Here is a 23,306-nt window from a genome sequence, read left to right as displayed (position 1 = left end):
GAATGCCTCCACATCGCGCGGCACGTTACCGTATCGCGATCAGATGACCACTTCGACGCCCTCCCCAGGTGCTTTATCTGACACCCGTTCGGATTCCAACGCCTGCTGGAGGATGATCACGGCCGCAACCTGGTCGATGACCGATCTGCCCTTCTTGGATTTCACTCCCGAGGCGCGCAGTCCCTGACTGGCCGTCACGGTCGTCATCCGCTCATCGACGAGTCTCACCCCGATCGGCGTGATCCCCTTCGCGAGCTCCTGCGCGAAGCCGCGGACCTTGAGGGCGGCCGGGCCCTCGCCCCCCTTGAGGGAGCGAGGAAGACCGACGACGACCTCGATCGGCTCGTACTCCTCGACCAGCTGCTTCAGCCTGCGGTGGGCTGCCGGGACGTCACGCCCGGGGACCGTCTCCACCGGAGTGGCGAGAATCCCGTCGGGGTCGCACGAGGCGACCCCGATGCGGGCGTCCCCGACGTCGATCGCGAGTCGACGTCCTCTGCGCATCTCGTCAGCCTTACTTCGCCGTCTCGGCCACGAGGCGTTCGACGGCGTCGATGGCGTCGCCGACGGCGGCCGGGTTCTGCCCGCCGCCCTGGGCGACGTCCGGCTTGCCGCCACCGCCGCCGCCGAGGGTCTTGGCGGCCGTTCGGACCAGGTCACCGGCCTTCAGACCGCGCTCACGGGCGGCCTCGTTGGTGGCGATGACCGTCAGCGGCTTGCCGTTGTTGACGGTGAACAGGGCCACGACCGCGGCCCGTCCGCCCTGGATGCGGCCGCGCACGTCGAGGACCAGCTTGCGTAGGTCGTCGGCCGTGGTGCCGTCCGGGACCTGACCGGTGACGACGGCGATCCCGCGGACGTCCTTGGCGGACTCGACGAGACCGGCGGCGGCCTGGAGGACCTTCTCGGCGCGGAACTTCTCGATCTCCTTCTCGGCGTCCTTCAGCTTGCCGAGCATGGCGGAAATCTTCTCCGGGAGCTCCTCGGGGCGGCCCTTGACCAGCTCCTGGAGCTGGGCGACGACCGTGTGCTCACGGGCGAGGAAGTTGTAGGCGTCGACACCGACGAGGGCCTCGATACGGCGGACACCCGAGCCGATGGACGACTCGCCGAGCAGCTTCACCAGGCCGAGCTGGGCGGTGTTGTGGACGTGCGTGCCGCCGCACAGCTCCTTGGAGAAGTCACCGATGGTGACGACCCGGACGCGCTCGCCGTACTTCTCGCCGAACTCGGCGATCGCGCCCTGCTTCCTGGCGTCGTCGATGCCCATGACGTCGGCGCGGACGTCCAGGTCGCGGGCGAGCACCTCGTTGATCTTCTGCTCGACGTCGGTCATCACGGCCGTGGGAACGGCGGACGGCGAACCGAAGTCGAAGCGGAAGCGGCCGGGCTGGTTCTCGGAACCGGCCTGGGCGGCTGTCGGGCCGAGGGCGTCACGCAGGGCCTGGTGGGTGAGGTGCGTGGCCGAGTGGGCGCGGGCGATGGCCGTACGGCGGCGGTTGTCGATCGAGGCGTGGGCCGTGGCACCGACGGTGACCTCGCCGAACTGAACGACGCCCTTGTGGACGTACACGCCCGGGACCGGCTTCTGACAGTCGCGGATCTCGATGACGGCACCGGAGTCCACCTTGATGCGGCCGGTGTCGCCGATCTGGCCGCCGCCCTCGGCGTAGAACGGGGTGCGGTCGAGGACGATCTCGACCTCGTCGCCCTCGGTGGCGGCGGGTGAGGAGACACCGTCGACGAGAATGCCGACGACCGTGGACTCGGCCTCGGTGTCCGCGTAGCCGATGAAGTCGGTCTCGCCGGCCCGGTCGGCGATCTCGCGGTAGGCGCCGAGATCGGCGTGGCCGGTCTTCTTGGACCGGGCGTCGGCCTTGGCGCGCTCCCGCTGTTCCTTCATCAGGCGGCGGAAGCCGTCCTCGTCCACGGACAGGCCCTGCTCGGCGGCCATCTCCAGGGTGAGGTCGATCGGGAAGCCCCAGGTGTCGTGGAGCAGGAAGGCCTTGTCGCCGGACAGGACGGCGCCTCCGGCCTGCTTGGTATCGGTGACGGCGGTGTCGAGGATGTTGGTGCCGGCCTTCAGCGTCTTGAGGAAGGCGTCCTCCTCGGCGACGGCGACCTTCTCGATGCGCTCGCGGTCGGTGACCAGCTCGGGGTACTGCCGACCCATCATCTCGATGACCGTGTCGATCAGGTCCTTGACGACCGGGCCGGTGGCACCGAGCAGACGCATGTTGCGGATGGCGCGGCGCATGATGCGGCGCAGGACATAGCCGCGGCCCTCGTTGCCGGGGGTCACACCGTCGCCGATGAGCATCACGGAGGTGCGCATGTGGTCGGTGACCACGCGCAGCGAGACGTCCGAGTCGTGGGCGTGGCCGTACTCGACGCCGGTCAGCTCGGTGGCCTTCTTGATGACGGCCATCGAGGTGTCGATCTCGTACATGTTCTGCACGCCCTGCAGAATCATGGCGAGCCGCTCGAGGCCGAGGCCCGTGTCGATGTTCTTGCTCGGCAGGTCCCCGAGGATCTCGAAGTCCTCCTTGCTGGTGCCCTCGCCTCGCTCGTACTGCATGAAGACGAGGTTCCAGATCTCCACGTACCGCTCGTCGTTGACAGCGGGGCCGCCCTCGACGCCGAACTCGGGGCCGCGGTCGTAGTTGATCTCGGAACAGGGGCCGCAGGGGCCGGGGACGCCCATGGACCAGTAGTTGTCCTTCTTGCCGAGACGCTGGATGCGCTCCTTCGGCACGCCGACGACGTCGTGCCAGATGCGCTCGGCCTCGTCGTCCTCCAGGTAGACGGTGATCCAGAGCTTCTCGGGCTCCAGACCGTAACCACCCTTGTCCTGGGGGCTGGTGAGCAGCTCCCAGGCGTATTTGATGGCGCCTTCCTTGAAGTAGTCGCCGAAGGAGAAGTTGCCGCACATCTGGAAGAAGGTGCCGTGGCGCGTGGTCTTGCCGACCTCTTCGATGTCGGGCGTGCGCACGCACTTCTGCACGCTGGTGGCGCGCGCGTACGGCGGCTTGACCTCACCCAGGAAGTAGGGCTTGAAGGGCACCATGCCGGCCGGGACGAGGAGCAGAGTCGGGTCGTCCGCGATGAGCGACGCCGAAGGGACGACGGTGTGACCGCGCTCCTCGAAGAAGCTCAACCAGCGGCGGCGGATTTCAGCCGACTCCATCAGTGGTCCTCATTCCGGTTGTACGAGTACGTCGTCCTGTCGCTGTCTCTGTCGACGGACTTCGGGTTGCTGCGGTTCTCGATGGCGGCGTACCGCCGGGGGGAGGGAAGCTCGGGGTTCTCGTTGATCCCGAGGGCGTCGCCCAGCTCCGCCTCCCGCTGGGCCATGTTGTCCCGGACGTCCAGCGCGAAGCCCACCGCGCGGTCCTTGAGGCGGTGACCTGCCTCGAGCGCCTTGTTCGCCGCGCTCACGGCGAGGTTCTCGGGCGTCAGCTGCTTCAGCTTGCGGTTGACCTTGGTGGTGGCCCACACACCGGCGGCCACGCCGGAGGTGAACCAGAAGGTACGGCGGAACATCGCTGGCTCTCAGTCCTTCTTTTTGCGGAGGTCTCGCTTGTCCCGCCGAGAGACCGTGCGGCCCACGATCACCGAACGCCGGGGTGCTTTGACGGGCACGTCGCCCTTGTGGCCGCCGAGGGCCTGGCGCACGCCGTAGCCGAAGGCGGCGACCTTGACCAGGGGGCCGCCGAAGGTGGAGGCGACGGTGGTCGACAGTGCCGAGGCGTTCGACGTGACGTCCTGGACGTCCGACGCGATCGCGTCCACCCGGTCGATCTGGGTCTGCGCGGAGCGCACCGCCGCGGAGGCGTCGGCCAGCAGCGGGACGGCCTGGTCGGTCACGTCCGCCACGAGCTTGGTGGTCGCCCTGAGCGTCTGGGCCAGCCTCGCCAGCGCTACGGCGAGGAAGGAGACCAGGATCGCCCAGAAGACGGCCACCAGGATCCCGGCCACCTCTCCACCGGACACTGTGTGCACCCGCTCCCTGAAACGTGCCTGCAGATCGAAAAAGTCGTACGGCGAGCCTATCGCGCCGGGGGTGGAGCTCCGTACCGGATTACGCGACGGTGCCGCATGCGAAAGCCCGCCGCCCCGCCCACCCGGAAGGGCGGCGGGACGGCGGGCTGAGGCGCAGGTGGTGCTACGTCCGTCGCTGGGTGATCAGCGGGCGTAGTACTCGACGACGAGCTGCTCGTCGCAGATCACCGGGATCTCCTTGCGGTTCGGCTCACGGTCCAGGCGGAAGGCCAGGGCACGGAGGTTCACCTGGAGGTAGCGCGGGGTCTCGCCGTCGGGGGCGAAGCCACCCTCGCGGGCGATCGAGAACAGGGTCTTCTCGCGGCTGCGCTCGCGGACCATCACGACGTCGTCGGGCCTGACGCGGAAGGACGGCTTGTCGACCTTCTGGCCGTTGACCTCGATGTGGCCGTGGACGACCATCTGGCGGGCCTGGTAGATCGTACGGGCGATGCCCGAACGCAGGACCAGCGCGTCGAGACGGCGCTCGAGCTCGATGACCAGGGCCTCACCGGTCTTGCCCTGGGTCTTGGCGGCACGCTCGTAGGCGCGGACGAGCTGACGCTCGGACACGTCGTACTGCGCGCGCAGACGCTGCTTCTCGAGCAGACGGACCTTGTAGTCCGAGTTCTGCTTGCGGCCGCGGCCGTGCTCACCCGGCGGGTAGGGGCGGGCCTCGAAGTACTTGACGGCCTTCGGGGTCAGCGCGATGCCGAGGGCACGCGACTTCTTGACCTTGGGGCGGGGCTGGTTCGCCACTTCTTTTCCTTTTCCTTTTCGGCTGCCTCAGGGTTATGGGAGGTCGCATCCGCAGTCGGGGAATCCCGACACATCCACGAGGGACATGTCAGGTAGCCGTTCCCCTGTTCTGGGCACATACGTGCAGCACACGAACGGCCCACCGACCGCTCCCGGAACCCGGGTGGTGGTGGGCTGCCCGCGACACCTACGACGGTGCGCGACGCTCCTGGATCAACAGATCCGGCTGGATGTCCCGCCTGAGGCGCCGACCGGAGCCGGACACGGGACGCAGCACTTCGGGGAATTCTACAGGGTGCTCAGGACCGCTTGCGACCGAGGCGCTTCCTGGTCCACTCCACGGCGTCCGCGTACCGGGCCTCGGCGCCGTGCCGGGTGGGCTCGTAGTACTCGCGTTCCTTGATCTCGTCCGGGGCGTACTGCTGGGCGGCGATGCCCTCCGGCAGGTCGTGCGGATACACGTACCCCTGGGCGTGGCCCAGCTTGGCGGCGCCCTTGTAGTGCCCGTCACGCAGATGCGGCGGGACGGGGCCGGCCAGCCCCTTGCGTACGTCCGCCATGGCGGCGCCGATCGCCGTGGTCGCCGCGTTGGACTTGGGGGCCAGGGCGAGGGCGATGGTGGCGTGGCTGAGGGTGAGGGCGGCCTCGGGGAAGCCGATCATGGCGACGGCCTGGGCGGCGGCCACCGTGATCGACAGGGCGTTCGGGTCGGCGAGGCCGATGTCCTCGCTGGCGGAGATCATCAGCCGACGGGCGATGAAGCGGGGGTCTTCGCCGGCCTCGATCATGCGGGCCAGGTAGTGCAGGGCCGCGTCGACGTCGGAGCCGCGGATGGACTTGATGAGGGCGCTGGCCACGTCGTAGTGCTGGTCCCCGTCGCGGTCGTACTTCACGGCGGCCCGGTCGACCGTCTCCTCCAGGGTCTGCAGGCTCACCTCCGGCTCGCCCTTGTCGAGGGTGGCTCCGGTGGCCGCCTCAAGGGCGGTCAGGGCGCGGCGGGCATCGCCGCCGGCGATCCGCAGCAGGTGTTCCTCGGCGTCCTCGGGGAGGGTGACGGCGTCCTTGAGGCCACGCTCGTCGGTGAGGGCACGGCGCAGGAGTCGGCGCACGTCGTCGTCCGTGAGCGGTTCGAGAGTGAGGAGGAGGGAGCGGGACAGGAGGGGGGAGATCACCGAGAAGTACGGGTTCTCGGTCGTCGCCGCGATCAGCGTCACCCAGCGGTTCTCCACGGCCGGGAGCAGGGAGTCCTGCTGGGCCTTGCTGAAGCGGTGGATCTCGTCGAGGAAGAGGACCGTCTCCTTGCCGAAGCCGCCGGTGGCCCGGCGGGCGCCGTCGATGACCGCGCGGACCTCCTTGACGCCGGCGGTGATCGCCGAGAGCTCCACGAAGCGCTTGTTGGTGGCCTTGGAGACGACGTACGCCAGGGTCGTCTTTCCGGTGCCGGGCGGGCCCCAGAGGATCACCGAAGAGGGGCCGGCCGGGCCGCCCGAGCCCTCGCCGACCAGTCTGCGCAGGGGTGAGCCCGGCTTCAGGAGGTGCTGCTGGCCCACCACCTCGTCCAGGGTGCGCGGACGCATCCGGACGGCCAGGGGGCTGGCGGCCGGGTCCTTCTCCTGACGTTCTTCTGCTGCGGCGGTGAACAGGTCGGGCTCCACACCGAAAACCCTATGTCACCGCACTGACAATCCCGTCGGGGCTGTCGGTCGGCCCGGAAAGCCAGTGGTCAACGGGCCGGAAGCCCAGTGGTCAACAGGCCGGGATCCGGACGGTCAACAGGCCGGAAGCCGAGCAGTCAACAGGCCGGAAGCCGAGCGGTCGACGGCCCCGGATGCCGGCCGGTCAGCTGGTCCAGAAGTCCCACCAGCGCGTCAGGACCAGCATGCCGATGATCCCGATGTGCAGTACCGGCATGACCCAGGTGAACTCGCCGAAGAAGCTCTTCAACCAGCGCGGGGCGGGCAGGAAGCCGTTGCGGATGTTGAACGACGTGACGTACCAGAACATGACGATCGTGGCGACCCAGGCCAGCGAGCACCACAGGCACAGCGCGTTGATCCGGTACAGCGACTGGAACATCAGCCAGGCGCAGAAGCCGACGCCGAAGAGGGTGCCGGCGTTGAAGGTGAGCCAGTACCAGCGCGGGAAGCGAGCCCGGGCGAGCAGGCTCACACCGACGCAGATCACGATGCCGTAGCAGACAAGGCCGAGCATCGGGTTGGGGAACCCGAAAACGGCGGCCTGCTTGCTCTCCATGACGCTGCCGCAGGAGACGACGGGGTTCAGGCTGCAGCCGGGGACGAAGGTCTTGCCCTCGACCTTGGCCTCGAGCAGCTTGAACTTGTCGATCGTGATCACCCACGCGGCGAGCAGGCCTGCCGCTCCGGTGATCACCAGCAGCAGGCCGAAGGCCCGGCTGCCGCCCGCCGTCCGCGGCGCGGCATCGGCGCCCGCCGACGAGGGCGCGCGCTCGGTGGAGACGTCCTTGACTGGAGTCTTGCTCATCACGCCGATTCCGTCTGCTGGAGAGTGGGACCTTCCCGGGGCACCGGCCATTGTGCCGCACCGACCCCGGCGTCCACCGTTCGATGGACATAAGGAAGTACGCACGGTCGTCCCGGAATGCTCGGTTCAGGCCGAGGCTCGAACGCATGGCATCACACGCGAAAAAACTCGCGGTGGACGTACGGGGGCTGCGTCGGCGGTACGGCGACATGGCCGGGATCGACGGCATCGCCCTCGGCATCCACCAGAGCGCGGTGTTCGGCCTGGTGAGGCCCGACGAGGCCCGACGAGGCCGGCAAGAGCACGACCGGGGAGATCTTCCGGGGCGACCGGGACCGGGATGCGGGCGAGGTGCCCGTCCTCGGGGCGGATCCGGCGCGCGCCACGCGCGCGTGGCGTTTCCGTGTCGGAACTGTCTGGCAGGACGAATCCGCGCGCGCGGAGTTGACGGCCGGCAAAACCGTGCGGCATTTCGCCCGCTCCTGTCCGAGGCCGCGCGCCCCGGAGAAGGGCATCGGCCTGGTTGGTCTGGAGGCCAGAGCGGGAGGGCGCGCAGGGCGGGCAGAGCGGGAAGGGCGGGCAGCCCGATGCGCTTGCCCGCCCACCCTTCAACCCGTCCCTCAGCCCAGCCTCGACTCCAGCTCCGCCACGATCTCGTTCACACCGATCGCCGTCTGCTCACCGGACTCCATGTCCTTGAGCTGGACGACGCCCTCGGCGAGGTCGCGTTCGCCGGCGACGATCGTGTAGCGGGCGCCGCTGCGGTTGGCGTTCTTCATCGCGCCCTTGAGGCCCTTGGCCCCGTACGAGAAGTCCGCCGCGACACCCTGCTTGCGCAGCTCGGTGACCTTCGCGAACAGGATCCGGCGGGCCTCCTCGCCCAGCGGCACCGCGAACACGCTGGTCGCGGAGGGAAGTTCGAGTTCCACGCCCTCCGCCTCCAGGGCGAGGACCGTGCGGTCGACCCCCAGTGCCCAGCCGACGGACGGCAGCGCGGGGCCGCCGATCATCTCGGACAGGCCGTCGTAGCGTCCGCCACCGCCCACCGCCGACTGGGAGCCCAGACCGTCGTGGACGAACTCGAAGGTCGTACGGGTGTAGTAGTCCAGACCGCGTACCAGCTTCGGGTCGTCCTCGAAGGAGACGCCCGCCGCCGTGATCAGCTCGCGCACCTCCTCGTGGTACGCCTTGCACGCGTCGCAGAGGTAGTCGCGCAGCAGCGGCGCGTCGGCCAACTGCTTCTGGACGTCCGGGCGTTTGTCGTCCAGCACCCGCAGCGGGTTGATGTCCGCGCGGCGGAGCGTCTCCTCGTCCAGGTCGAGGCTCCGGAGAAAGCTCTGCAGCGCCTCCCGGTACACCGGACGGCACTCCTTGTCGCCCAGGGAGTTCAGCAGGATCCGGAAGTTCCTGAGGCCCAGCGACCGGTACGCCTGGTCGGCCAGGATGATCAGCTCGGCGTCCAGCGCCGGGTCCTCCGCACCGATCGCCTCCGCGCCGACCTGCGAGAAGTGCCTGTACCGGCCCTTCTGCGGGCGCTCGTAGCGGTAGTACGAGCCGGAGTACCAGAGCTTGACCGGGAGGTTGCCCGCCTTGTGCAGGTTGGCCTCCAGCGCGGCGCGCAGCACGGAGGCGGTGCCCTCCGGGCGCAGGGCCAGCTGGTCGCCGCCCTTGGTCTCGAAGGCGTACATCTCCTTCGTCACGATGTCGGTGGACTCACCGACACCCCGCGCGAAGAGTTCCACGTTCTCGAAGCCCGGGGTCTCGATGTAGCCGTAGCCGGAGTTGCGCAGCGGCGCGGCGATCGCCTCGCGGACCGCCAGATACGTCGCGGAGTCGGGCGGGATCAGGTCGTACGTGCCCTTGGGGGCCTTGAAGGTGCTCACGGGAGGTCTCTCGTCACATTCCTCGTCGGGGAGCGTCGACATCCGCTCCCTGGCCGGCCGCCACCTGCCGCAGATACGGGTTGGTGGCGCGCTCCTGGCCGATGGTCGTCTGGGGGCCGTGGCCGGACAGCACCACGGTCGAGTCCTCGAGCGGCAGGCACACGCGGGCCAGCGAGTCGAGCATCTCGTCCATGTCACCGCCGGGCAGGTCGGTGCGTCCGATGGAGCCGGCGAAGATCAGGTCGCCCGAGAAGAAGACCGGCGGAATGTCCGCGGCCTCGGGCATCCGGAAGGTCACCGACCCCTTGGTATGGCCGGGCGCGTGCGCGACGGACAGCTCCAGACCGGCCAGCTCCAGCTTCGCGCCGTCGGTCAGCTCCTTGACGTCGTCCGGCTCCCCCACGGTCAGCTCGCCCATCAGCGGCATTCCGATGGACCGGCCGAGACCCATCGACGGGTCGGTCATCATGTACCGGTCCCCGGGGTGGATCCACGCCGGTACGCCGTGCGCGCCGCACACCGGGACGACCGAGGCCACATGGTCGATGTGGCCGTGGGTGAGGACGACGGCGACGGGCTTGAGCCGATGCTTCTTCAGCGTCTCCTCGACTCCCTGGGCGGCCTGGTGGCCGGGGTCGATGATCACGCACTCCTCACCGGCGGCGGGGGCGACGAGATAACAGTTCGTCCCCCATGCTCCGGCGGGGAACCCGGCAATGAGCACGATCGTCCTTCGTTGTGTCGATTCGGGTGGGCTTCAGAGCGGTTACTCCTGCGGTCAGAGCCTACCGGCGCTGCCGATTCCTCAGCCAACCCATATACGGTACGGGGCACACGCAGGCGGTCGGCTCACAAGACGCACGCGTCCCAGTCGACGTACGAGACGCATGAGGAGAGAATCCGGTGGTCACCCAGGAACAGCGGAAGCGTCAGCTCGCCCGGGAGAAGTTCCTGCGCCAGCAGGAGCGGCGCACGGCCGCGCGACGTAAGGCGCGCATGCGCAACTCGGTGATCGCGTCGGTGCTCGGCGTGATCCTGGTGGGCAGTCTGGCCCTCTACACGACCGGGGTCCTCAAGGACGACGACAAGACCAACGCGAGCTCCGAGACGACGCCGAGCGCGGGACCGCAGCCCAGCAAGGCGCCGGATCCGTGCGAGAAGCCGGCGTCCGGCAAGGTCAAGACGGCGACCTGGAAGAAGGAGCCGGCGGTGACCGTCGACAAGTCGGCGAAGTACACGATGAAGCTCGCGACGACGTGCGGCGACATCGACCTCGCGCTGAACGCGTCGGCGGCGCCGCACACCGTGAACTCGTTCGACTTCCTCGCCGACAAGGGCTACTTCGACCACACCAAGTGCCACCGGCTCACCACCGAGGGCATCTACGTGCTGCAGTGCGGCGACCCGACGGGCAGCGGCAGCGGTGGCCCCGGCTACACCATCCCGGACGAGAACCTGAAGGACAAAAGCCTCAAGAACAACATCTACCCGGCGGGCACGGTCGCGATGGCGAACACCGGCAAGGCGCACACCGGCGGCAGCCAGTTCTTCCTCGTCTACCAGGACAGTCAGCTCCCGCCCAGCTACACACCGTTCGGCACGGTGTCCGCGTCCGGCATGAAGGTCCTCAAGAAGATCGCCGCCGCGGGAGCCCAGGCCGCCGACCCCACGACGGGCAACACGGCCCCCAACGCGACGGTCGTGATCAACAAGGCAACGGTCACCAAATCCTGACCCTCAGCAGGGAAATTTCGGTCGCGCGGGATGCGGACAGGCAACCCGCCGGTCGCCTATGTTGGCCGTGACGAAACTGTGGACGATGCCCGGGGATGCTGAGGCCTCCCGCAGGCATCATGTGGAGGAGGCGCTGTGAGCAGCGACCCGTGGGGCCGCGTCGACGAGACGGGAACCGTGTACGTGCGTACGGCCGACGGCGAGCAGGTCGTCGGTTCCTGGCAGGCAGGCTCCCCCGAGGAAGCACTGGCCTACTTCGAACGCAAGTATGAGGGCCTGATTGTCGAGATCGGCCTCCTCGAGAAGCGAGTGAAGACCACCGACCTGTCGGCAAAGGACGCACAGGCAGCGATCGACCACATCCGCGAGCAGGTCGACGCCCACCACGTGGTCGGTGACCTGGACGCACTGCGGACGCGGCTGGACAAGCTCGTGGAGACCGTCGACAAGCGCCGCGAGGAGCGCAAGCAGCAGCGCGCGAAGCAGTCCGACGAGGCGCGGCACGCCAAGGAGGCGCTGGTCACGGAGGCGGAGGAGCTGGCGCAGTCCGACCAGTGGCGGGCGGCCGGTGAGCGACTGCGTTCCCTGGTCGACACCTGGAAGGGCCTGCCCCGGCTCGACCGCAAGTCGGACGACGAGCTGTGGCACCGCTTCTCGCACGCCCGCTCGGCGTTCTCCAAGCGCCGCAAGGCCCACTTCGCCTCGCTGGACGCGCAGCGCGAGGAGGCCCGCCGCACCAAGGAGCGGTTGGTCGCCGAGTCCGAGGCGCTCTCGGGATCGACCGACTGGGGTCCCACGGCCGCGCGCTACCGCGAGCTGATGGCGGAGTGGAAGGCCGCGGGCCGCGCCCAGCGCGAGCACGAGGACGACCTGTGGAACCGCTTCCGCGGCGCCCAGGACGTCTTCTTCGCCGCCCGCAGCTCGGTCTTCGCCGAGCGGGACGCCGAGCAGTCGGAGAACCTGAAGCTGAAGGAAGAGCTGGCCGAGGAGGCCGAGAAGCTCCTGCCGATCGGTGACCTGAAAGGCGCTCGGGCCGCGTTCCGCTCGATCAACGAACGCTGGGAGGCCATCGGCCATGTGCCGCGGGACGCCCGGCCGAAGGTCGAGGGCCGGGTACACGCCGTCGAGCGGGCCTTGCAGGAGGCCGAGGAGACCGAGTGGCGCCGGAGCAACCCGGAAGCACGCGCGCGTGCCGAGGGGCTGACCGGCCAGCTCCAGGCGGCCGTGGACAAGCTGAACCGCCAGATCGAGCAGGCGCGGACCCAGGGCAACAACGCCAGGGCCGACAAGCTCGAGCGCGAGCTGGAGGGCCGCCAGGCGCTCCTGGACCAGGCGCTGAAGGGACTGCACGAGTTCGGCGGCTGACGGCTGGCGGCTGGACGGTTCAGACAGATCAGGCAGATTGACGAAGAGGGCCCCGTACCTGTGGTGCGGGAGCCCCTCTTTCGTATGCGCTCTCTCGTACGCGCTGCTATGACCGACTGCGCGCCGACGTCACCCGGTACACGTCGTACACGCCCTCGACGCCTCGGACCGCTCTCAGGACGTGCCCGAGGTGCTTCGGGTCGCCCATCTCGAAGGTGAAGCGGGAGGTGGCCACCCGGTCGCGGGAGGTCTGGACGGCCGCGGAGAGGATGTTGACGTGCTGGTCGGACAGAACGCGGGTGACGTCCGACAGGAGCCGGGAGCGGTCCAGCGCCTCGACCTGGATCGCGACCAGGAAGACCGACGACTGGGTGGGCGCCCACTCGACCTCGAGGATGCGCTCGGGCTCACGGGACAGTGACTCCACGTTCACGCAGTCACTGCGGTGAACCGATACGCCGCTCCCACGGGTGACGAAACCGATGATCGGGTCGCCGGGGACGGGCGTACAACAGCGGGCCAGCTTGACCCAGACGTCCTCGACGCCCTTGACCACGACGCCCGGGTCGGTGCTGGTGCGGCGGCTGCGGCCGCGGGACGGCGGGACCGACTCGTCGATCTCCTCGGTGGCCGCCTCCTCCCCGCCGAGCGCCTGGACGAGCTTCTGCACGACGTTCTGCGCGGAGACATGACCCTCGCCGATCGCCGCGTACAGCGCGGAGATGTCCGGGTAGCGCATCTCGTGCGCGAGCGTGACGAGGGAGTCGCCGGTGAGGATCCGCTGGATCGGCAGGTTCTGCTTGCGCATGGCGCGGACGATGGCGTCCTTGCCCTGCTCGATCGCCTCGTCACGCCGCTCCTTGGAGAACCACGCCCTGATCTTGTTGCGGGCGCGCGGCGACTTCACGAAGCCGAGCCAGTCGCGGGAGGGGCCCGCGCCGGCCGCCTTGGAGGTGAAGACCTCGACCAGGTCGCCGTTGTCCAGGGTGGATTCGAGCGGTACGAGCCTGCCGTTGACCCGCGCTCCTATGGTGCGGTGGCCGACCTCGGTGTGGACGGCGTACGCGAAGTCGACCGGCGTGGAGCCGGCCGGGAGCGCTATGACGTCGCCCTTCGGAGTGAAGACGAAGACCTCGTTGCGGGACAGGTCGAAGCGCAGGGACTCCAGGAACTCGCCCGGGTCCTCGGTCTCCTTCTGCCAGTCGAGGAGCTGGCGCAGCCACGCCATGTCGTTGAGGTGGTCGTCCTTGCCGGTGGTCCTCGGCTGGTCCGAACGCACCTTGGAGGTGCCGGCGACGGCCTCCTGCTTGTACTTCCAGTGCGCGGCGATGCCGTACTCGGCGCGGCGGTGCATGTCGAACGTGCGGATCTGGAGTTCGACCGGCTTGCCGTTGGGCCCGATGACCGTCGTGTGCAGCGACTGGTACATGTTGAACTTGGGCATCGCGATGTAGTCCTTGAACCGGCCAGGGACCGGGTTCCATCGCGCGTGCACGGTGCCGAGCGCCGCGTAGCAGTCCCGAACGGTGTCCACGAGGACGCGGATGCCCACCAGGTCGTAGATCTCCGCGAAGTCACGGCCTCGGACGATCATCTTCTGGTAGACGCTGTAGTAGTGCTTGGGTCGGCCGGTGACGGTCGCCTTGATCCGGGCGGCGCGCAGGTCGGCCTGGACCTCGTCGGTCACTACGGTCAAATACTCGTCACGTTTCGGTGCCCTCTCGGCCACCAGCCGGACGATCTCGTCGTACATCTTGGGGTAGAGGATCGCGAAGGCGAGGTCCTCCAGTTCCCACTTGATGGTGTTCATGCCCAGGCGGTGGGCGAGTGGCGCGTAGATCTCGAGGGTCTCGCGCGCCTTCTTCTCCTGCTTCTCGCGCTTGAGGTAGCGCATGGTGCGCATGTTGTGCAGCCGGTCGGCGAGCTTGATGACCAGGACCCGCGGGTCCTTGGCCATGGCGACGACCATCTTGCGCACGGTCTCGGCCTGCGCGGCCTCGCCGAACTTGACCTTGTCCAGCTTGGTGACGCCGTCGACCAGCAGGGCGACCTGGTCGCCGAAGTCGCGGCGGAGCTGGTCGAGGCCGTACTCGGTGTCCTCGACGGTGTCGTGCAGCAGGCCGGCCATGAGGGTGGCCGGATCCATACCCAGCTCGGCGAGGATCGTGGTCACCGCGAGCGGATGCGTGATGTACGGGTCGCCGCTCTTGCGCTTCTGGCCGCGGTGCCAGCGTTCGGCGACCTGGTAGGCGTTCTCGATCTGCCGCAGCGTGGCCGTCTCGATCTTCGGGTCGTTGCTGCGCACGATCCGCAGCAGCGGCTCCAGGACCGGGTTGTACGGGTTGGAGCGCTGGACACCGAGGCGGGCGAGACGGGCGCGGACACGGTTGGAGGAGCCGGAGCGGGCGGGCTGTGCGGCGGCCGGGCGGACCGCGGGTGTGTTCACGGGGCGCTGGGACTCGGCCGACTTGGGACGGGACTGCTCGGCCGGCTTGGGACGGGACTGCTCGGCCGGCTTCTCGGCCGGCGCTGCCTGGGCATGCCCGACCGGCCCGCGGGTGTCGTTCTTCGCACCGGACGCGTTCGTCCCGTGCGGTGCGGGCTTGGCCGCGGGCACCGAGCCGGGCTCGGGCTTGGCGGCGATAAGGGGCTGGGCCTCGTCTGGCAAGAGGACTCCTCGTCCGCGATCCGGGTCCCCAGGTCAGGCTCCGGAGATCCCATGGTAGCGATCCTGCGCCCCGGGATCGCCTTCAGGCCACTCTGAGGGCCGTCTACCGGTGAAACGCAAGGGACGGGCGCCGGATTCCTCCGGGCCCGTCCTTCGGTGTCCTGCGGGTGGCATCAGGGTGTCCACCTGGTGCTCCCGGCGCCTCAGACCTTGAGCAGCGCCTCCAGTGGGGCGCCGGCGAGGGTCGGTTCCAGACGGGCGCGGCCGCCCAGGAAACCCAGTTCCATCAGCACGGCGAGGCCCGCGACCTCGGCGCCCGCGCGACGGATGAGCTGGATCGACGCCTCGGCGGTGCCGCCGGTGGCCAGCACGTCGTCGACCACCAGCACGCGATCGTCCCCGCTGAGGTCCTCGGCGTGCACCTCGATCTCCGCGGAGCCGTACTCCAGGTCGTACGCCTGGCTGAGGGTGGCTCCGGGGAGCTTGCCCGCCTTGCGTACGGGGATGAAGCCGAGGCCGGCGCGGACCGCGACCGGGGCGCCCAGGATGAAGCCGCGGGCCTCCAGGCCGACGATCTTCGTGGCGCCGGTGTTCACGGCGACCTCGGCAAGGGCGTGGGTGAGCGCGGTGAACGCCACCGGGTCCGCCAGGAGCGGGGTGATGTCCTTGAACATCACGTTCGGCTCCGGATAGTCGGCCACCTCACGGATGCGGCTGAGCAGCAACGTCGTGAACTCCGCGAGCTCGGTCATCGGCGCTTCCCCGAGGGTCGGCCACGGCCTCGGTTGCGGGACGAGGGCTGGTTGCGCGGACCGACGACCGCGGGAGCGGCGTCGCCGTCCTCCGGCTCGTCGTCGTACCGCTCGTCGCCGACCAGGGCGTCCGGGGACTCGCCCTGCGCGGCGGCCTGGGCGCGCTTGGCGAGGACGCGCTTCTTGAGGGCCTTCATCTGCGGCTCGCGCTCCTTGAGGTCGGCGACGAGCGGCGTGGCGATGAAGATCGAGGAGTACGCACCGGCCGCGAGGCCGACGAACAGCGACAGCGAGATGTCGTTCAGCATGCCTGCGCCAAGGACACCGCCACCGATGAACAGCAGACCTCCCACCGGCAGCAGCGCCACCACGGTGGTGTTGATGGACCGGACCAGGGTGCTGTTGATCGACCGGTTGGCGACATCGCTGTAGGTCCAGCGGGTCTGCTTGGTGATCTCCTTGGTCTGCTCCTTGAGGCTGTCGAAGACGACGACCGTGTCATAGAGCGAGTAACCGAGGATCGTGAGCAGACCGATCACGGTGCCGGGCGTGACCTCGAAGCCGACGAGGGCGTAGATGCCGACCGTGATGGTGATGTCGTGGATCAGGGCGACGAACGCGGCGATCGCCATACGCCATTCGAACGCGATCGCCAGATAGATCACGACCAGGACCAGGAAGATGCCGAGGCCCTGCCAGGCCTTGTTGGCGATCTGGTCACCCCAACTGGGGCCGATCAGGTCGGCGTTGATGTTCTCCGAGTCGACCTTCAGGTCCTTGGCGAGCTCGTCCTTGATCTGGTTGGACTTGTCGGTGTCGATACCGGCGATCTGGATGCGCAGGCTGCCGCTGCCCAGCTTCTGCACGATCGCGTCGTGGCCGGAGGTCTCTTCCGCGTACCTCTCCGCCTGGGAGACCGAGGCGGCCGTGCCCTTCGGGGTGGTGAAGACGGCTCCGCCCTGGAAGTCGATGCCCATGTTCAGGCCGCGCACCGCCAGGCCGACGATGGCCGTGATGGTGATCAGGATCGAGATGCCGTACCAGATCTTGCGGTTGCCGACGAAGTCGTAGCCGACCTCGCCACGGTGGAGCCGGGCGCCGAGGGTGCCGAGCTTCGACATCTCACGCCTCCTTCGGGTCGACAGGGCCTGCGGCGGGGGGAGAGGGACGGCGCGTGCGACGCAGCGGAGGCTTGGCGCCGAGTGCCTTCGGGTCGAGACCCGACCACTTGTGACCGCTCGCGAAGAACTTCCGGCGGGCCAGGAGGGTCAGCAGCGGCTTGGTGAAGAGGAAGACCACCACCACGTCGAGCACGGTGGTCAGACCGAGCGTGAAGGCGAAGCCCTGGACCTTGCCGACGGTGACGATGAAGAGCACCGCGGCGGCGAGGAACGACACGAAGTCGGAGACCAGGATGGTGCGCCGGGCGCGCGGCCAGGCCCGCTCGACGGCGGGGCGCAGCGTGCGGCCCTCGCGGATCTCGTCCCGGACCCGTTCGAAGTACACGATGAACGAGTCCGCTGTGATGCCGATGGCGACGATGGCACCGCAGACGGCCGGCAGGTTCAGCGCGAAGTTGATGGTAGGGCCGAGCAGCGCCATGATCACGTAGGTGAGAGCAGCGGAGCACAGCAGCGAGGCGACCGCGATGAGCGACAGGCCGCGGTAGTACGCCACCAGGTAGATGATGACCAGGGCGAGGCCGATGGCGCCGGCGATCAGACCGGCGTGCAGCTGGTCGCCACCGAGCGCGGCGGTCACCGTGGTGACGCTGTCCTCCTTGAAGGTCAGCGGCAGAGCACCGTACGACAGCATGTTGGCGAGGCTCTGGGCCTCGTCCTGGTTGAAGCTTCCGGAGATCTCCGCGTTGCCGCCGGTCAGTGCCTGGCGGACGTACGGGTCGGAGACGACCTCACCGTCGAGGACGATCGCGAACTGGTTCTGCGGGGACTGGTTCTGCGCCAGTTTGCCGGTGATGTCGGCGAACTTCTTGGTGCCCTTGGACGTGAAGTCCATGGTGACGGTCCAGCCGGCGGCGGTCGTCGTGTTGAAGACGGCCTGCGCCTTGTCGACATCGGTGCCGTCCACGGCGGCGGGGCCCAGGACGTACTTCGACCACTGTCCCTGCGCGTTCTTGCCGCAGGCCACGGTGGCGTCGGTGGGCTTGGCACCCTTGCCGGCGTCGGTGCGCTGCGTGGGCTTGGTGCAGTCCAGCGCGGCGTACTGGGCCTGGAGCTTGCTGGTCGCGTCGGAGCCGCTGCTCGCCGCGGGGGGCGCGGAGGGGTTCCCAGAGGCCTTCGCGGACGGGGTGGCGTCGGCCTTCAGCCCGTCGGTGACCGCGCGGCCCTGCGAGGTGGAGGTCGCCGACGGGGGGGTGGAGCTGGAGGGAGACGAGGACGAGGTCGCCTTGTCCGGGGCCTTGGGGCTGCCCGAGGCGCTGGTGGACGCGCTCGGCGACGGGGTCCCCGGAGCGGCGGCGCCCGAGACCTCGGTGGCGATGACCGGCCGGAAGTACAGCTTCGCGGTGGTGCCGACCTGGTCCTGGGCCTCCTTGGAGTTCGTGCCCTTGGGGATGTTGACGATGATGTTCTTGTTGCCCTGGGTCTGAACCTCGGCCTCCGAGACACCAAGACCGTTGACCCGGCGGTTCATGATCTCTACCGCGGTGTCCATGTTGGTCTTGTTGATCGCGGACTCCTGGCCCGGCTCCGCGACCGCCCGCAGCGTGATGCTCGTACCACCGGCGAGGTCGATGCCGAGCCGCGGGGTGGTGTGCCCGGACCAGAACATCCCGCCGGTGAGCGCCACGATGGCGATCAGGATGAGGGCCAGCGAGCGCCCTGGCTTGCTCTGGGCACTCGCGCTCCGGCCCTTCTTAGGTGCTGCCACCTTCTCGTACTCCCTCTCGGGCCACCTGGCGCCTGATCGGCGGGCGGGCGGCCATGACATGGTGTCGGGATCCCGTGCGAGCCGCGCAGGGTCCGCAGGCGCACGGAGGCCCGCGCACCCCGGAGTGCGCGCCTACTTCGCCTCGGAGTCTCCGCCGGTCTTCTTCGGCTCCTCGTCCGTCTTCGCCTCGGCGGCCTCGGTGTCGGCCGGGGCGTCGGTCGACGCGTCGACCGGCTCCTCGGCCGTGTCCTTCTTACCGAGGTCGACGGGCTTGTCGTCGGAGGCGGCGGCAGCGTCGGCGGCGGGCTCGTCGGTCTCGGTGAGGGAGGAGGCGTCGTCCGGGACGACGTCGGAGTCGGACTTCAGGTCGTGCTCGATGCCGTGGACGATGCGGTTGTACTCGTCGTCCGACAGGACGGCGCCGATGGAGTTCTTCGCGAAGAGGAGCTCGACGCCGGGACCGGCATCGACGAGGACCGAGTCCTCGTTGACCTCCTTCACCGTCGCGTACAGGCCCCCGATGGTGCGGATGCCGCTACCGGGCTGCATTTCGTTACGCATCTGCGCGGCCGATTGCTGCTTGCGCTTGGCCGAGCGGGTCATCAGGAACATGGCCCCGATGAGCACGATGAACGGGAGGAGGGTCACGAGACTCACGGGTCGGTACTTCCTTCACGCGACCGCGATGGTGAGCGGCCTGATGGGTGGGGGTGTGCATACCGTCGACAAAGGCGGCATCGGCGGAGTCTAAGCGAGTCCGCGCGCAGGGAACAACGCTCAGCATGGCACCGGGGTTCCTGCTCCGGCCAATGCGCGCGCCGTCACGACCGGGTCACGTCCCGAACAGGTCCCGTTGTCCGTTTCCGGTGGCTGTCGAGCGGGGCGGGGTGAGACCGAGATGCGCCCATGCCGCGGGCGTCCCGACCCGACCGCGCGGAGTGCGGGCGAGCAGCCCCTCCCGGACGAGGAAGGGTTCGGCGACCTCCTCCACGGTCTCACGCTCCTCCCCCACCGCGACAGCGAGCGTGGACAACCCGACGGGACCGCCGCCGAACAGCTTCAGCAGGGCCTCCAGTACCGCACGGTCGAGTCGGTCGAGGCCGCGGGCGTCGACCTCGTAGACCTTCAGCGCGGCCTCCGCGATGTCGCGCGTGACGATCCCGTCGGCCTTGACCTGGGCGTAGTCCCGGACCCGGCGCAGCAGCCGGTTGGCGATACGGGGCGTGCCGCGGGAGCGGCCGGCGATCTCGGCGGCGCCGTCGGCCCCGATCTCCACGTCGAGCAGCTGGGCCGAGCGGTGGATGACTCGCTCCAGCTCGGTGGGCTCGTAGAACTCCATGTGCGCGGTGAAGCCGAAGCGGTCGCGCAGCGGGGGCGGCAGCAGGCCCGCGCGGGTGGTGGCGCCGACCAGGGTGAAGGGCGGCAGTTCGAGGGGGATGGCGGTGGCGCCGGGGCCCTTGCCGACGATGACGTCGACGCGGAAGTCCTCCATCGCCATGTACAGCATCTCCTCGGCGGGCCTCGACATGCGGTGGATCTCGTCGAGGAAGAGGACCTCGCCCTCCTGGAGGGAGGAGAGGATCGCGGCGAGGTCGCCGGCGTGCTGGATGGCGGGGCCGCTGGTGATGCGGATCGGGGCGTTCATCTCGGCCGCGATGATCATCGACAGGGTGGTCTTGCCGAGGCCGGGGGCGCCGGAGAGAAGCACGTGGTCGGCGGTGGCGCCGCGCGCGCGGGCGGCGCGCAGGACGAGGTCGAGCTGTTCGCGGACCTTCTCCTGACCGATGAACTCGTCCAGGTCCTTGGGGCGCAGGGCGGCCTCGACGGCCTGGTCCTCACCGTCGGCGACAGAGCCCACCAGCCGCTCCGCGGCGGGGCCGACGAGCCCCTCTTCGGCGGGGGTGTCGGTCGAGTCGTCCCAGTTCATGGAGTGTGCCTCGGGATTCGCGGTCGGTTGGGGCATACGAGGAGGTGGGCGCCGTTCGCGGCAGCGGCTCCCTGGGTCAGCGGGCTCTGTTGAGCGTCTGCAGGGCCGCCTTCAGCAGCCGGCCCACCTCGGGTGTGCCCCCGGTGGCCTCGGCCTGCGGCGCGACCGCGCTGACCGCTTCGTCGGCCTCGCGCGTCGCGTACCCGAGGCCGATCAGCGCGGCGTGCAGTTGATCGCGCCAGCCTGTGCTGATCGCCGAACCGACGGCGGGCACGCCGATCGGCTCGCCCAGGCGGTCCTTGAACTCCAGGAGGAGCTTCTGGGCGCCCTTCTTGCCGATCCCGGGGACCGCGGTGAGCGCCTTCTCGTCACCGGTGGCGACGGCCCGGCGCAGGGCGTCCGGCGCGTGCACGGCGAGCATCGCCTGAGCGAGCCTGGGTCCGACACCGCTCGCGGTCTGGAGCAGTTCGAAGGTCTGGCGCTCGTCGTCGTCCGCGAAGCCGTACAGGGTCAGTGAGTCCTCTCGTACGACGAGGGAGGTGGCGAGTTTGGCCGGCTGGCCGAGCCGCAGCGTGGACAGTGTGTTCGGCGTGCACTGCACGGCCATGCCGACACCGCCGACCTCGACCACCGCGGCGTCGGGAGCGAGTGCGGCGACCGTGCCGCTGACGAAGGCGATCATGCCGTACGGCCTTTCGAAGGGGTGAGGGCTTTGGCTGCGTGCAGGGCGACCGCCTGCTGGAGTCGGTTCTGCGCGGGAGCGCGCCAGATGTGGCAGATGGCGAGCGCGAGGGCGTCAGCGGCGTCGGCGGGCTTGGGCGGCGCGCTCAGCCGCAGCAGCCGGGTGACCATCGCGCCGACCTGGGCCTTGTCGGCGCGGCCGCTGCCGGTGACGGCGGCCTTGACCTCACTGGGCGTGTGCAGGGCGACCGGGATGCCGCGGCGGGCGGCACAGAGCATGGCGACCGCGCTGGCCTGGGCGGTGCCCATCACGGTCTGCACGTTGTGCTGACTGAAGACCCGCTCCACAGCGACGAATTCGGGCCGGTGCTCGTCCAGCCACTGCTCGATGCCCTGCTCGACGGCGACGAGGCGCAGCCCCAACTCGGCGTCCGCGGGCGTCCGTACGACACCGACGCCGAGCATGGTGAGCGGTCGGCCGGGGACGCCCTCGACGACACCGACACCGCATCGCGTGAGTCCGGGGTCCACCCCCAATACGCGCACGCGCGCCCTCCCTTCGATCGCCTGTTTGTGCAGGCTATCCGGTACCACCGACAACGACCGCCGACGACGCCCGGCAAAGCGACGGGCCGACGGGGTGTGTCCCGTCGGCCCGTTGAGCCGCTTGGTCCGCCGAGCTCGCGGCGACGTTACGCGTCGACCTTCTCCATGATCTCGTCGCTGACGTCGAAGTTGGCGAAGACGTTCTGCACGTCGTCACTGTCCTCGAGCGCGTCGATCAGCTTGAAGATCTTCCTCGCGCCCTCTTCGTCGAGCTCGACCTGCATGGTCGGGACGAAGTTGGCGTCGGCGGAGTCGTAGTCGATCCCGGCGCCCTGGAGGGCGGTGCGGACCGCGACCAGGTCGGTGGCCTCGGAGAGGATCTCGAAGGACTCACCCAGGTCGTTGACCTCCTCCGCACCCGCGTCCAGGACGGCGGCGAGGACGTCGTCCTCGGCCAGCTCGCCCTTGGGGACGATGACGACGCCCTTGCGGTGGAAGAGGTACGACACCGAGCCGGGGTCGGCCATGGAGCCGCCGTTGCGGGTCATGGCGACGCGGACGTCGGAGGCGGCGCGGTTGCGGTTGTCGGTGAGGCACTCGATGAGCACCGCGACGCCGTTCGGGCCGTAGCCCTCGTACATGATCGTCTCGTAGTCCGCACCACCGGCCTCAAGGCCACCGCCGCGCTTGATCGCGGAGTCGATGTTCTTGTTGGGCACCGACGACTTCTTCGCCTTCTGCACGGCGTCGTACAGCGTCGGATTGCCCTCGAGGTCCACGCCGCCCATCCGCGCCGCGACCTCGACGTTCTTGATCAGCTTCGCGAAGAGCTTGCCGCGCTTGGCGTCGATCACGGCCTTCTTGTGCTTCGTCGTGGCCCATTTAGAGTGGCCGGACATCTGCCTGTCTCCTTCGCGTAACCCGTCTCTGTACGAACCCCAGAGATCCTACAAGGACTCCGCTGTCCGCTCGGCGCGCACCATGTCGACGAACAGGGAGTGCACACGGTGGTCCCCGGTCAGTTCCGGGTGGAACGACGTGGCGAGCGCGTTGCCCTGGCGGACCGCGACGATGTGACCGTCGTGCTCGGCGAGCACCTCGGCCTCGGCGCCGACGGATTCGACCCAGGGGGCGCGGATGAACACGCCTTCCACAGGATCCCCCGCGATGCCCGCCACGTCGACAGCCGCCTCGAAGGACTCGTTCTGACGTCCGAAGGCGTTACGGCGCACGATCATGTCGATGCCGCCGATCGTCTCCTGGCCCGAGCGCGGGTCGAGGATCTTGTCGGCGAGGAGGATCAGGCCGGCGCAGGTGCCGTAGACGGGCATACCGGCCCGCACGCGCGCGCGGAGGGGTTCCATCACGCCGAACAGGACGGCCAGCTTGGAGATGGTGGTGGACTCGCCGCCGGGGATGACCAGACCGTCCGTCTCGGCGAGTTCCTCGGGGCGCCGCACCGGCCTGGCCACGGCGCCGGCCGCGGCCAGGGCCACGAGATGCTCCCGTACGTCGCCCTGGAGTGCCAGGACTCCTATGACAGGAGTGTTCATCAGTGA

General features: G+C 69.2%; 21 protein-coding genes and 1 pseudogene. 3 read left to right on the top strand and 19 right to left on the bottom strand.

Annotated features, from left to right (window positions below):
• Nucleotides 1–39 precede the first annotated feature (39 nt).
• From ruvX to M2271_RS18440, 7 genes are all read right to left on the bottom strand, one after another.
• Nucleotides 40–504, bottom strand: a complete 465-nt coding sequence (gene ruvX / locus M2271_RS18470) for a Holliday junction resolvase RuvX (protein ID WP_280888346.1) — start codon at nt 502–504, stop codon at nt 40–42.
• Between the two features lie 10 nt (nt 505–514).
• A complete protein-coding gene (gene alaS / locus M2271_RS18465; protein ID WP_280888345.1) occupies nt 515–3,187 on the bottom strand; it encodes an alanine--tRNA ligase in 2,673 nt (890 codons plus the stop codon).
• Nucleotides 3,187–3,543 carry a hypothetical protein gene (locus tag M2271_RS18460; RefSeq protein WP_280888344.1) on the bottom strand — a complete coding sequence of 119 codons (357 nt, stop codon included), beginning with the start codon at nt 3,541–3,543 and terminating at the stop codon, nt 3,187–3,189. Before M2271_RS18460 ends, alaS begins: the two co-directional genes overlap by 1 nt.
• 9 nt (nt 3,544–3,552) lie before the next feature.
• Nucleotides 3,553–4,002 (bottom strand): DUF948 domain-containing protein, encoded by a 450-nt coding sequence (locus M2271_RS18455; protein WP_280888343.1) that lies wholly within the window; start codon nt 4,000–4,002, stop codon nt 3,553–3,555.
• Nucleotides 4,003–4,185: 183 nt separating this feature from the next.
• Entirely contained in the window at nt 4,186–4,800 is a 615-nt protein-coding gene (rpsD, locus tag M2271_RS18450) for a 30S ribosomal protein S4 (RefSeq protein WP_037714931.1), read from the bottom strand.
• A 299-nt stretch (nt 4,801–5,099) separates the two neighbouring features.
• Entirely contained in the window at nt 5,100–6,455 is a 1,356-nt protein-coding gene (locus M2271_RS18445) for a replication-associated recombination protein A (RefSeq protein WP_280888342.1), read from the bottom strand.
• A gap of 184 nt (nt 6,456–6,639) precedes the next feature.
• Nucleotides 6,640–7,302: a vitamin K epoxide reductase family protein gene (locus M2271_RS18440; protein WP_280888341.1), complete on the bottom strand. Its 663-nt coding sequence runs from the start codon at nt 7,300–7,302 to the stop codon at nt 6,640–6,642.
• A gap of 146 nt (nt 7,303–7,448) precedes the next feature.
• Here M2271_RS18440 and M2271_RS18435 point away from each other — a divergent pair.
• A pseudogene (locus M2271_RS18435) lies at nt 7,449–7,854 on the top strand (ABC transporter ATP-binding protein); the annotation flags it as partial.
• 68 nt (nt 7,855–7,922) lie between these two features.
• Here M2271_RS18435 and hisS read toward each other — a convergent pair.
• Nucleotides 7,923–9,185, bottom strand: a complete 1,263-nt coding sequence (gene hisS, locus M2271_RS18430; RefSeq protein ID WP_280888340.1) for a histidine--tRNA ligase — start codon at nt 9,183–9,185, stop codon at nt 7,923–7,925.
• 13 nt (nt 9,186–9,198) lie between these two features.
• On the bottom strand, nt 9,199–9,909 hold the full coding sequence (locus M2271_RS18425; protein ID WP_280888339.1) for an MBL fold metallo-hydrolase: 711 nt from the start codon (nt 9,907–9,909) through the stop codon (nt 9,199–9,201).
• 179 nt (nt 9,910–10,088) lie between these two features.
• On the opposite strand from M2271_RS18425, the gene M2271_RS18420 reads away from it, so the two are divergent.
• Entirely contained in the window at nt 10,089–10,919 is an 831-nt protein-coding gene (locus tag M2271_RS18420) for a peptidylprolyl isomerase (RefSeq protein WP_280888338.1), read from the top strand.
• 135 nt (nt 10,920–11,054) lie between these two features.
• On the top strand, nt 11,055–12,284 hold the full coding sequence (locus tag M2271_RS18415) for a DUF349 domain-containing protein (RefSeq protein WP_280888337.1): 1,230 nt from the start codon (nt 11,055–11,057) through the stop codon (nt 12,282–12,284).
• A 106-nt stretch (nt 12,285–12,390) separates the two neighbouring features.
• Here the strand turns inward: M2271_RS18415 and M2271_RS18410 are convergent, their stop codons facing one another.
• The 10 genes from M2271_RS18410 to pdxT all read right to left on the bottom strand — a co-directional run bounded on the left by M2271_RS18410 (nt 12,391) and on the right by pdxT (nt 23,300).
• Nucleotides 12,391–14,952, bottom strand: a complete 2,562-nt coding sequence (locus tag M2271_RS18410) for a RelA/SpoT family protein (protein WP_280888336.1) — start codon at nt 14,950–14,952, stop codon at nt 12,391–12,393.
• 203 nt (nt 14,953–15,155) lie between these two features.
• Nucleotides 15,156–15,704: an adenine phosphoribosyltransferase gene (locus tag M2271_RS18405; protein ID WP_280888335.1), complete on the bottom strand. Its 549-nt coding sequence runs from the start codon at nt 15,702–15,704 to the stop codon at nt 15,156–15,158.
• Nucleotides 15,701–16,825: a protein translocase subunit SecF gene (gene secF / locus M2271_RS18400; RefSeq protein ID WP_280888334.1), complete on the bottom strand. Its 1,125-nt coding sequence runs from the start codon at nt 16,823–16,825 to the stop codon at nt 15,701–15,703. Before secF ends, M2271_RS18405 begins: the two co-directional genes overlap by 4 nt.
• 1 nt (nt 16,826) lies before the next feature.
• Nucleotides 16,827–18,593: a protein translocase subunit SecD gene (gene secD / locus M2271_RS18395; protein ID WP_280888333.1), complete on the bottom strand. Its 1,767-nt coding sequence runs from the start codon at nt 18,591–18,593 to the stop codon at nt 16,827–16,829.
• Between the two features lie 132 nt (nt 18,594–18,725).
• The gene (gene yajC / locus M2271_RS18390) at nt 18,726–19,250 is read right to left on the bottom strand and encodes a preprotein translocase subunit YajC (protein WP_280888332.1); all 525 of its coding nucleotides are present in this window, start codon (nt 19,248–19,250) and stop codon (nt 18,726–18,728) included.
• Nucleotides 19,251–19,425: 175 nt separating this feature from the next.
• Complete coding sequence (gene ruvB, locus M2271_RS18385) at nt 19,426–20,520, bottom strand: Holliday junction branch migration DNA helicase RuvB (RefSeq protein WP_280888331.1); 1,095 nt, start codon at nt 20,518–20,520, stop codon at nt 19,426–19,428.
• A 76-nt stretch (nt 20,521–20,596) separates the two neighbouring features.
• On the bottom strand, nt 20,597–21,202 hold the full coding sequence (gene ruvA, locus M2271_RS18380) for a Holliday junction branch migration protein RuvA (RefSeq protein ID WP_280888330.1): 606 nt from the start codon (nt 21,200–21,202) through the stop codon (nt 20,597–20,599).
• A complete protein-coding gene (gene ruvC, locus M2271_RS18375) occupies nt 21,199–21,747 on the bottom strand; it encodes a crossover junction endodeoxyribonuclease RuvC (RefSeq protein ID WP_280888329.1) in 549 nt (182 codons plus the stop codon). Before ruvC ends, ruvA begins: the two co-directional genes overlap by 4 nt.
• Before the next feature lie 146 nt (nt 21,748–21,893).
• Nucleotides 21,894–22,646 (bottom strand): YebC/PmpR family DNA-binding transcriptional regulator, encoded by a 753-nt coding sequence (locus M2271_RS18370; RefSeq protein WP_280888328.1) that lies wholly within the window; start codon nt 22,644–22,646, stop codon nt 21,894–21,896.
• 48 nt (nt 22,647–22,694) lie between these two features.
• Nucleotides 22,695–23,300, bottom strand: coding sequence for a pyridoxal 5'-phosphate synthase glutaminase subunit PdxT (gene pdxT, locus M2271_RS18365; protein ID WP_280888327.1), 606 nt, complete (start codon nt 23,298–23,300; stop codon nt 22,695–22,697).
• Nucleotides 23,301–23,306 lie beyond the last annotated feature (6 nt).

Origin of the sequence: Streptomyces sp. LBL (assembly GCF_029893585.1) — a bacterium.
Classification (GTDB): domain Bacteria; phylum Actinomycetota; class Actinomycetes; order Streptomycetales; family Streptomycetaceae; genus Streptomyces.
This window is presented reverse-complemented; position numbering and strand designations above follow the sequence as displayed.

Coding starts and splice junctions, on each gene's coding strand:
- M2271_RS18405 (WP_280888335.1), bottom strand. CDS start 15,704: ATGACCGAGCTCGCGGAGTTCACGACGTTGCTGCTCAGCCGCATCCGT.
- secF (WP_280888334.1), bottom strand. CDS start 16,825: ATGTCGAAGCTCGGCACCCTCGGCGCCCGGCTCCACCGTGGCGAGGTC.
- ruvX (WP_280888346.1), bottom strand. CDS start 504: ATGCGCAGAGGACGTCGACTCGCGATCGACGTCGGGGACGCCCGCATC.
- M2271_RS18440 (WP_280888341.1), bottom strand. CDS start 7,302: ATGAGCAAGACTCCAGTCAAGGACGTCTCCACCGAGCGCGCGCCCTCG.
- pdxT (WP_280888327.1), bottom strand. CDS start 23,300: ATGAACACTCCTGTCATAGGAGTCCTGGCACTCCAGGGCGACGTACGG.
- ruvA (WP_280888330.1), bottom strand. CDS start 21,202: ATGATCGCCTTCGTCAGCGGCACGGTCGCCGCACTCGCTCCCGACGCC.
- M2271_RS18370 (WP_280888328.1), bottom strand. CDS start 22,646: ATGTCCGGCCACTCTAAATGGGCCACGACGAAGCACAAGAAGGCCGTG.
- alaS (WP_280888345.1), bottom strand. CDS start 3,187: ATGGAGTCGGCTGAAATCCGCCGCCGCTGGTTGAGCTTCTTCGAGGAG.
- M2271_RS18460 (WP_280888344.1), bottom strand. CDS start 3,543: ATGTTCCGCCGTACCTTCTGGTTCACCTCCGGCGTGGCCGCCGGTGTG.
- ruvB (WP_280888331.1), bottom strand. CDS start 20,520: ATGAACTGGGACGACTCGACCGACACCCCCGCCGAAGAGGGGCTCGTC.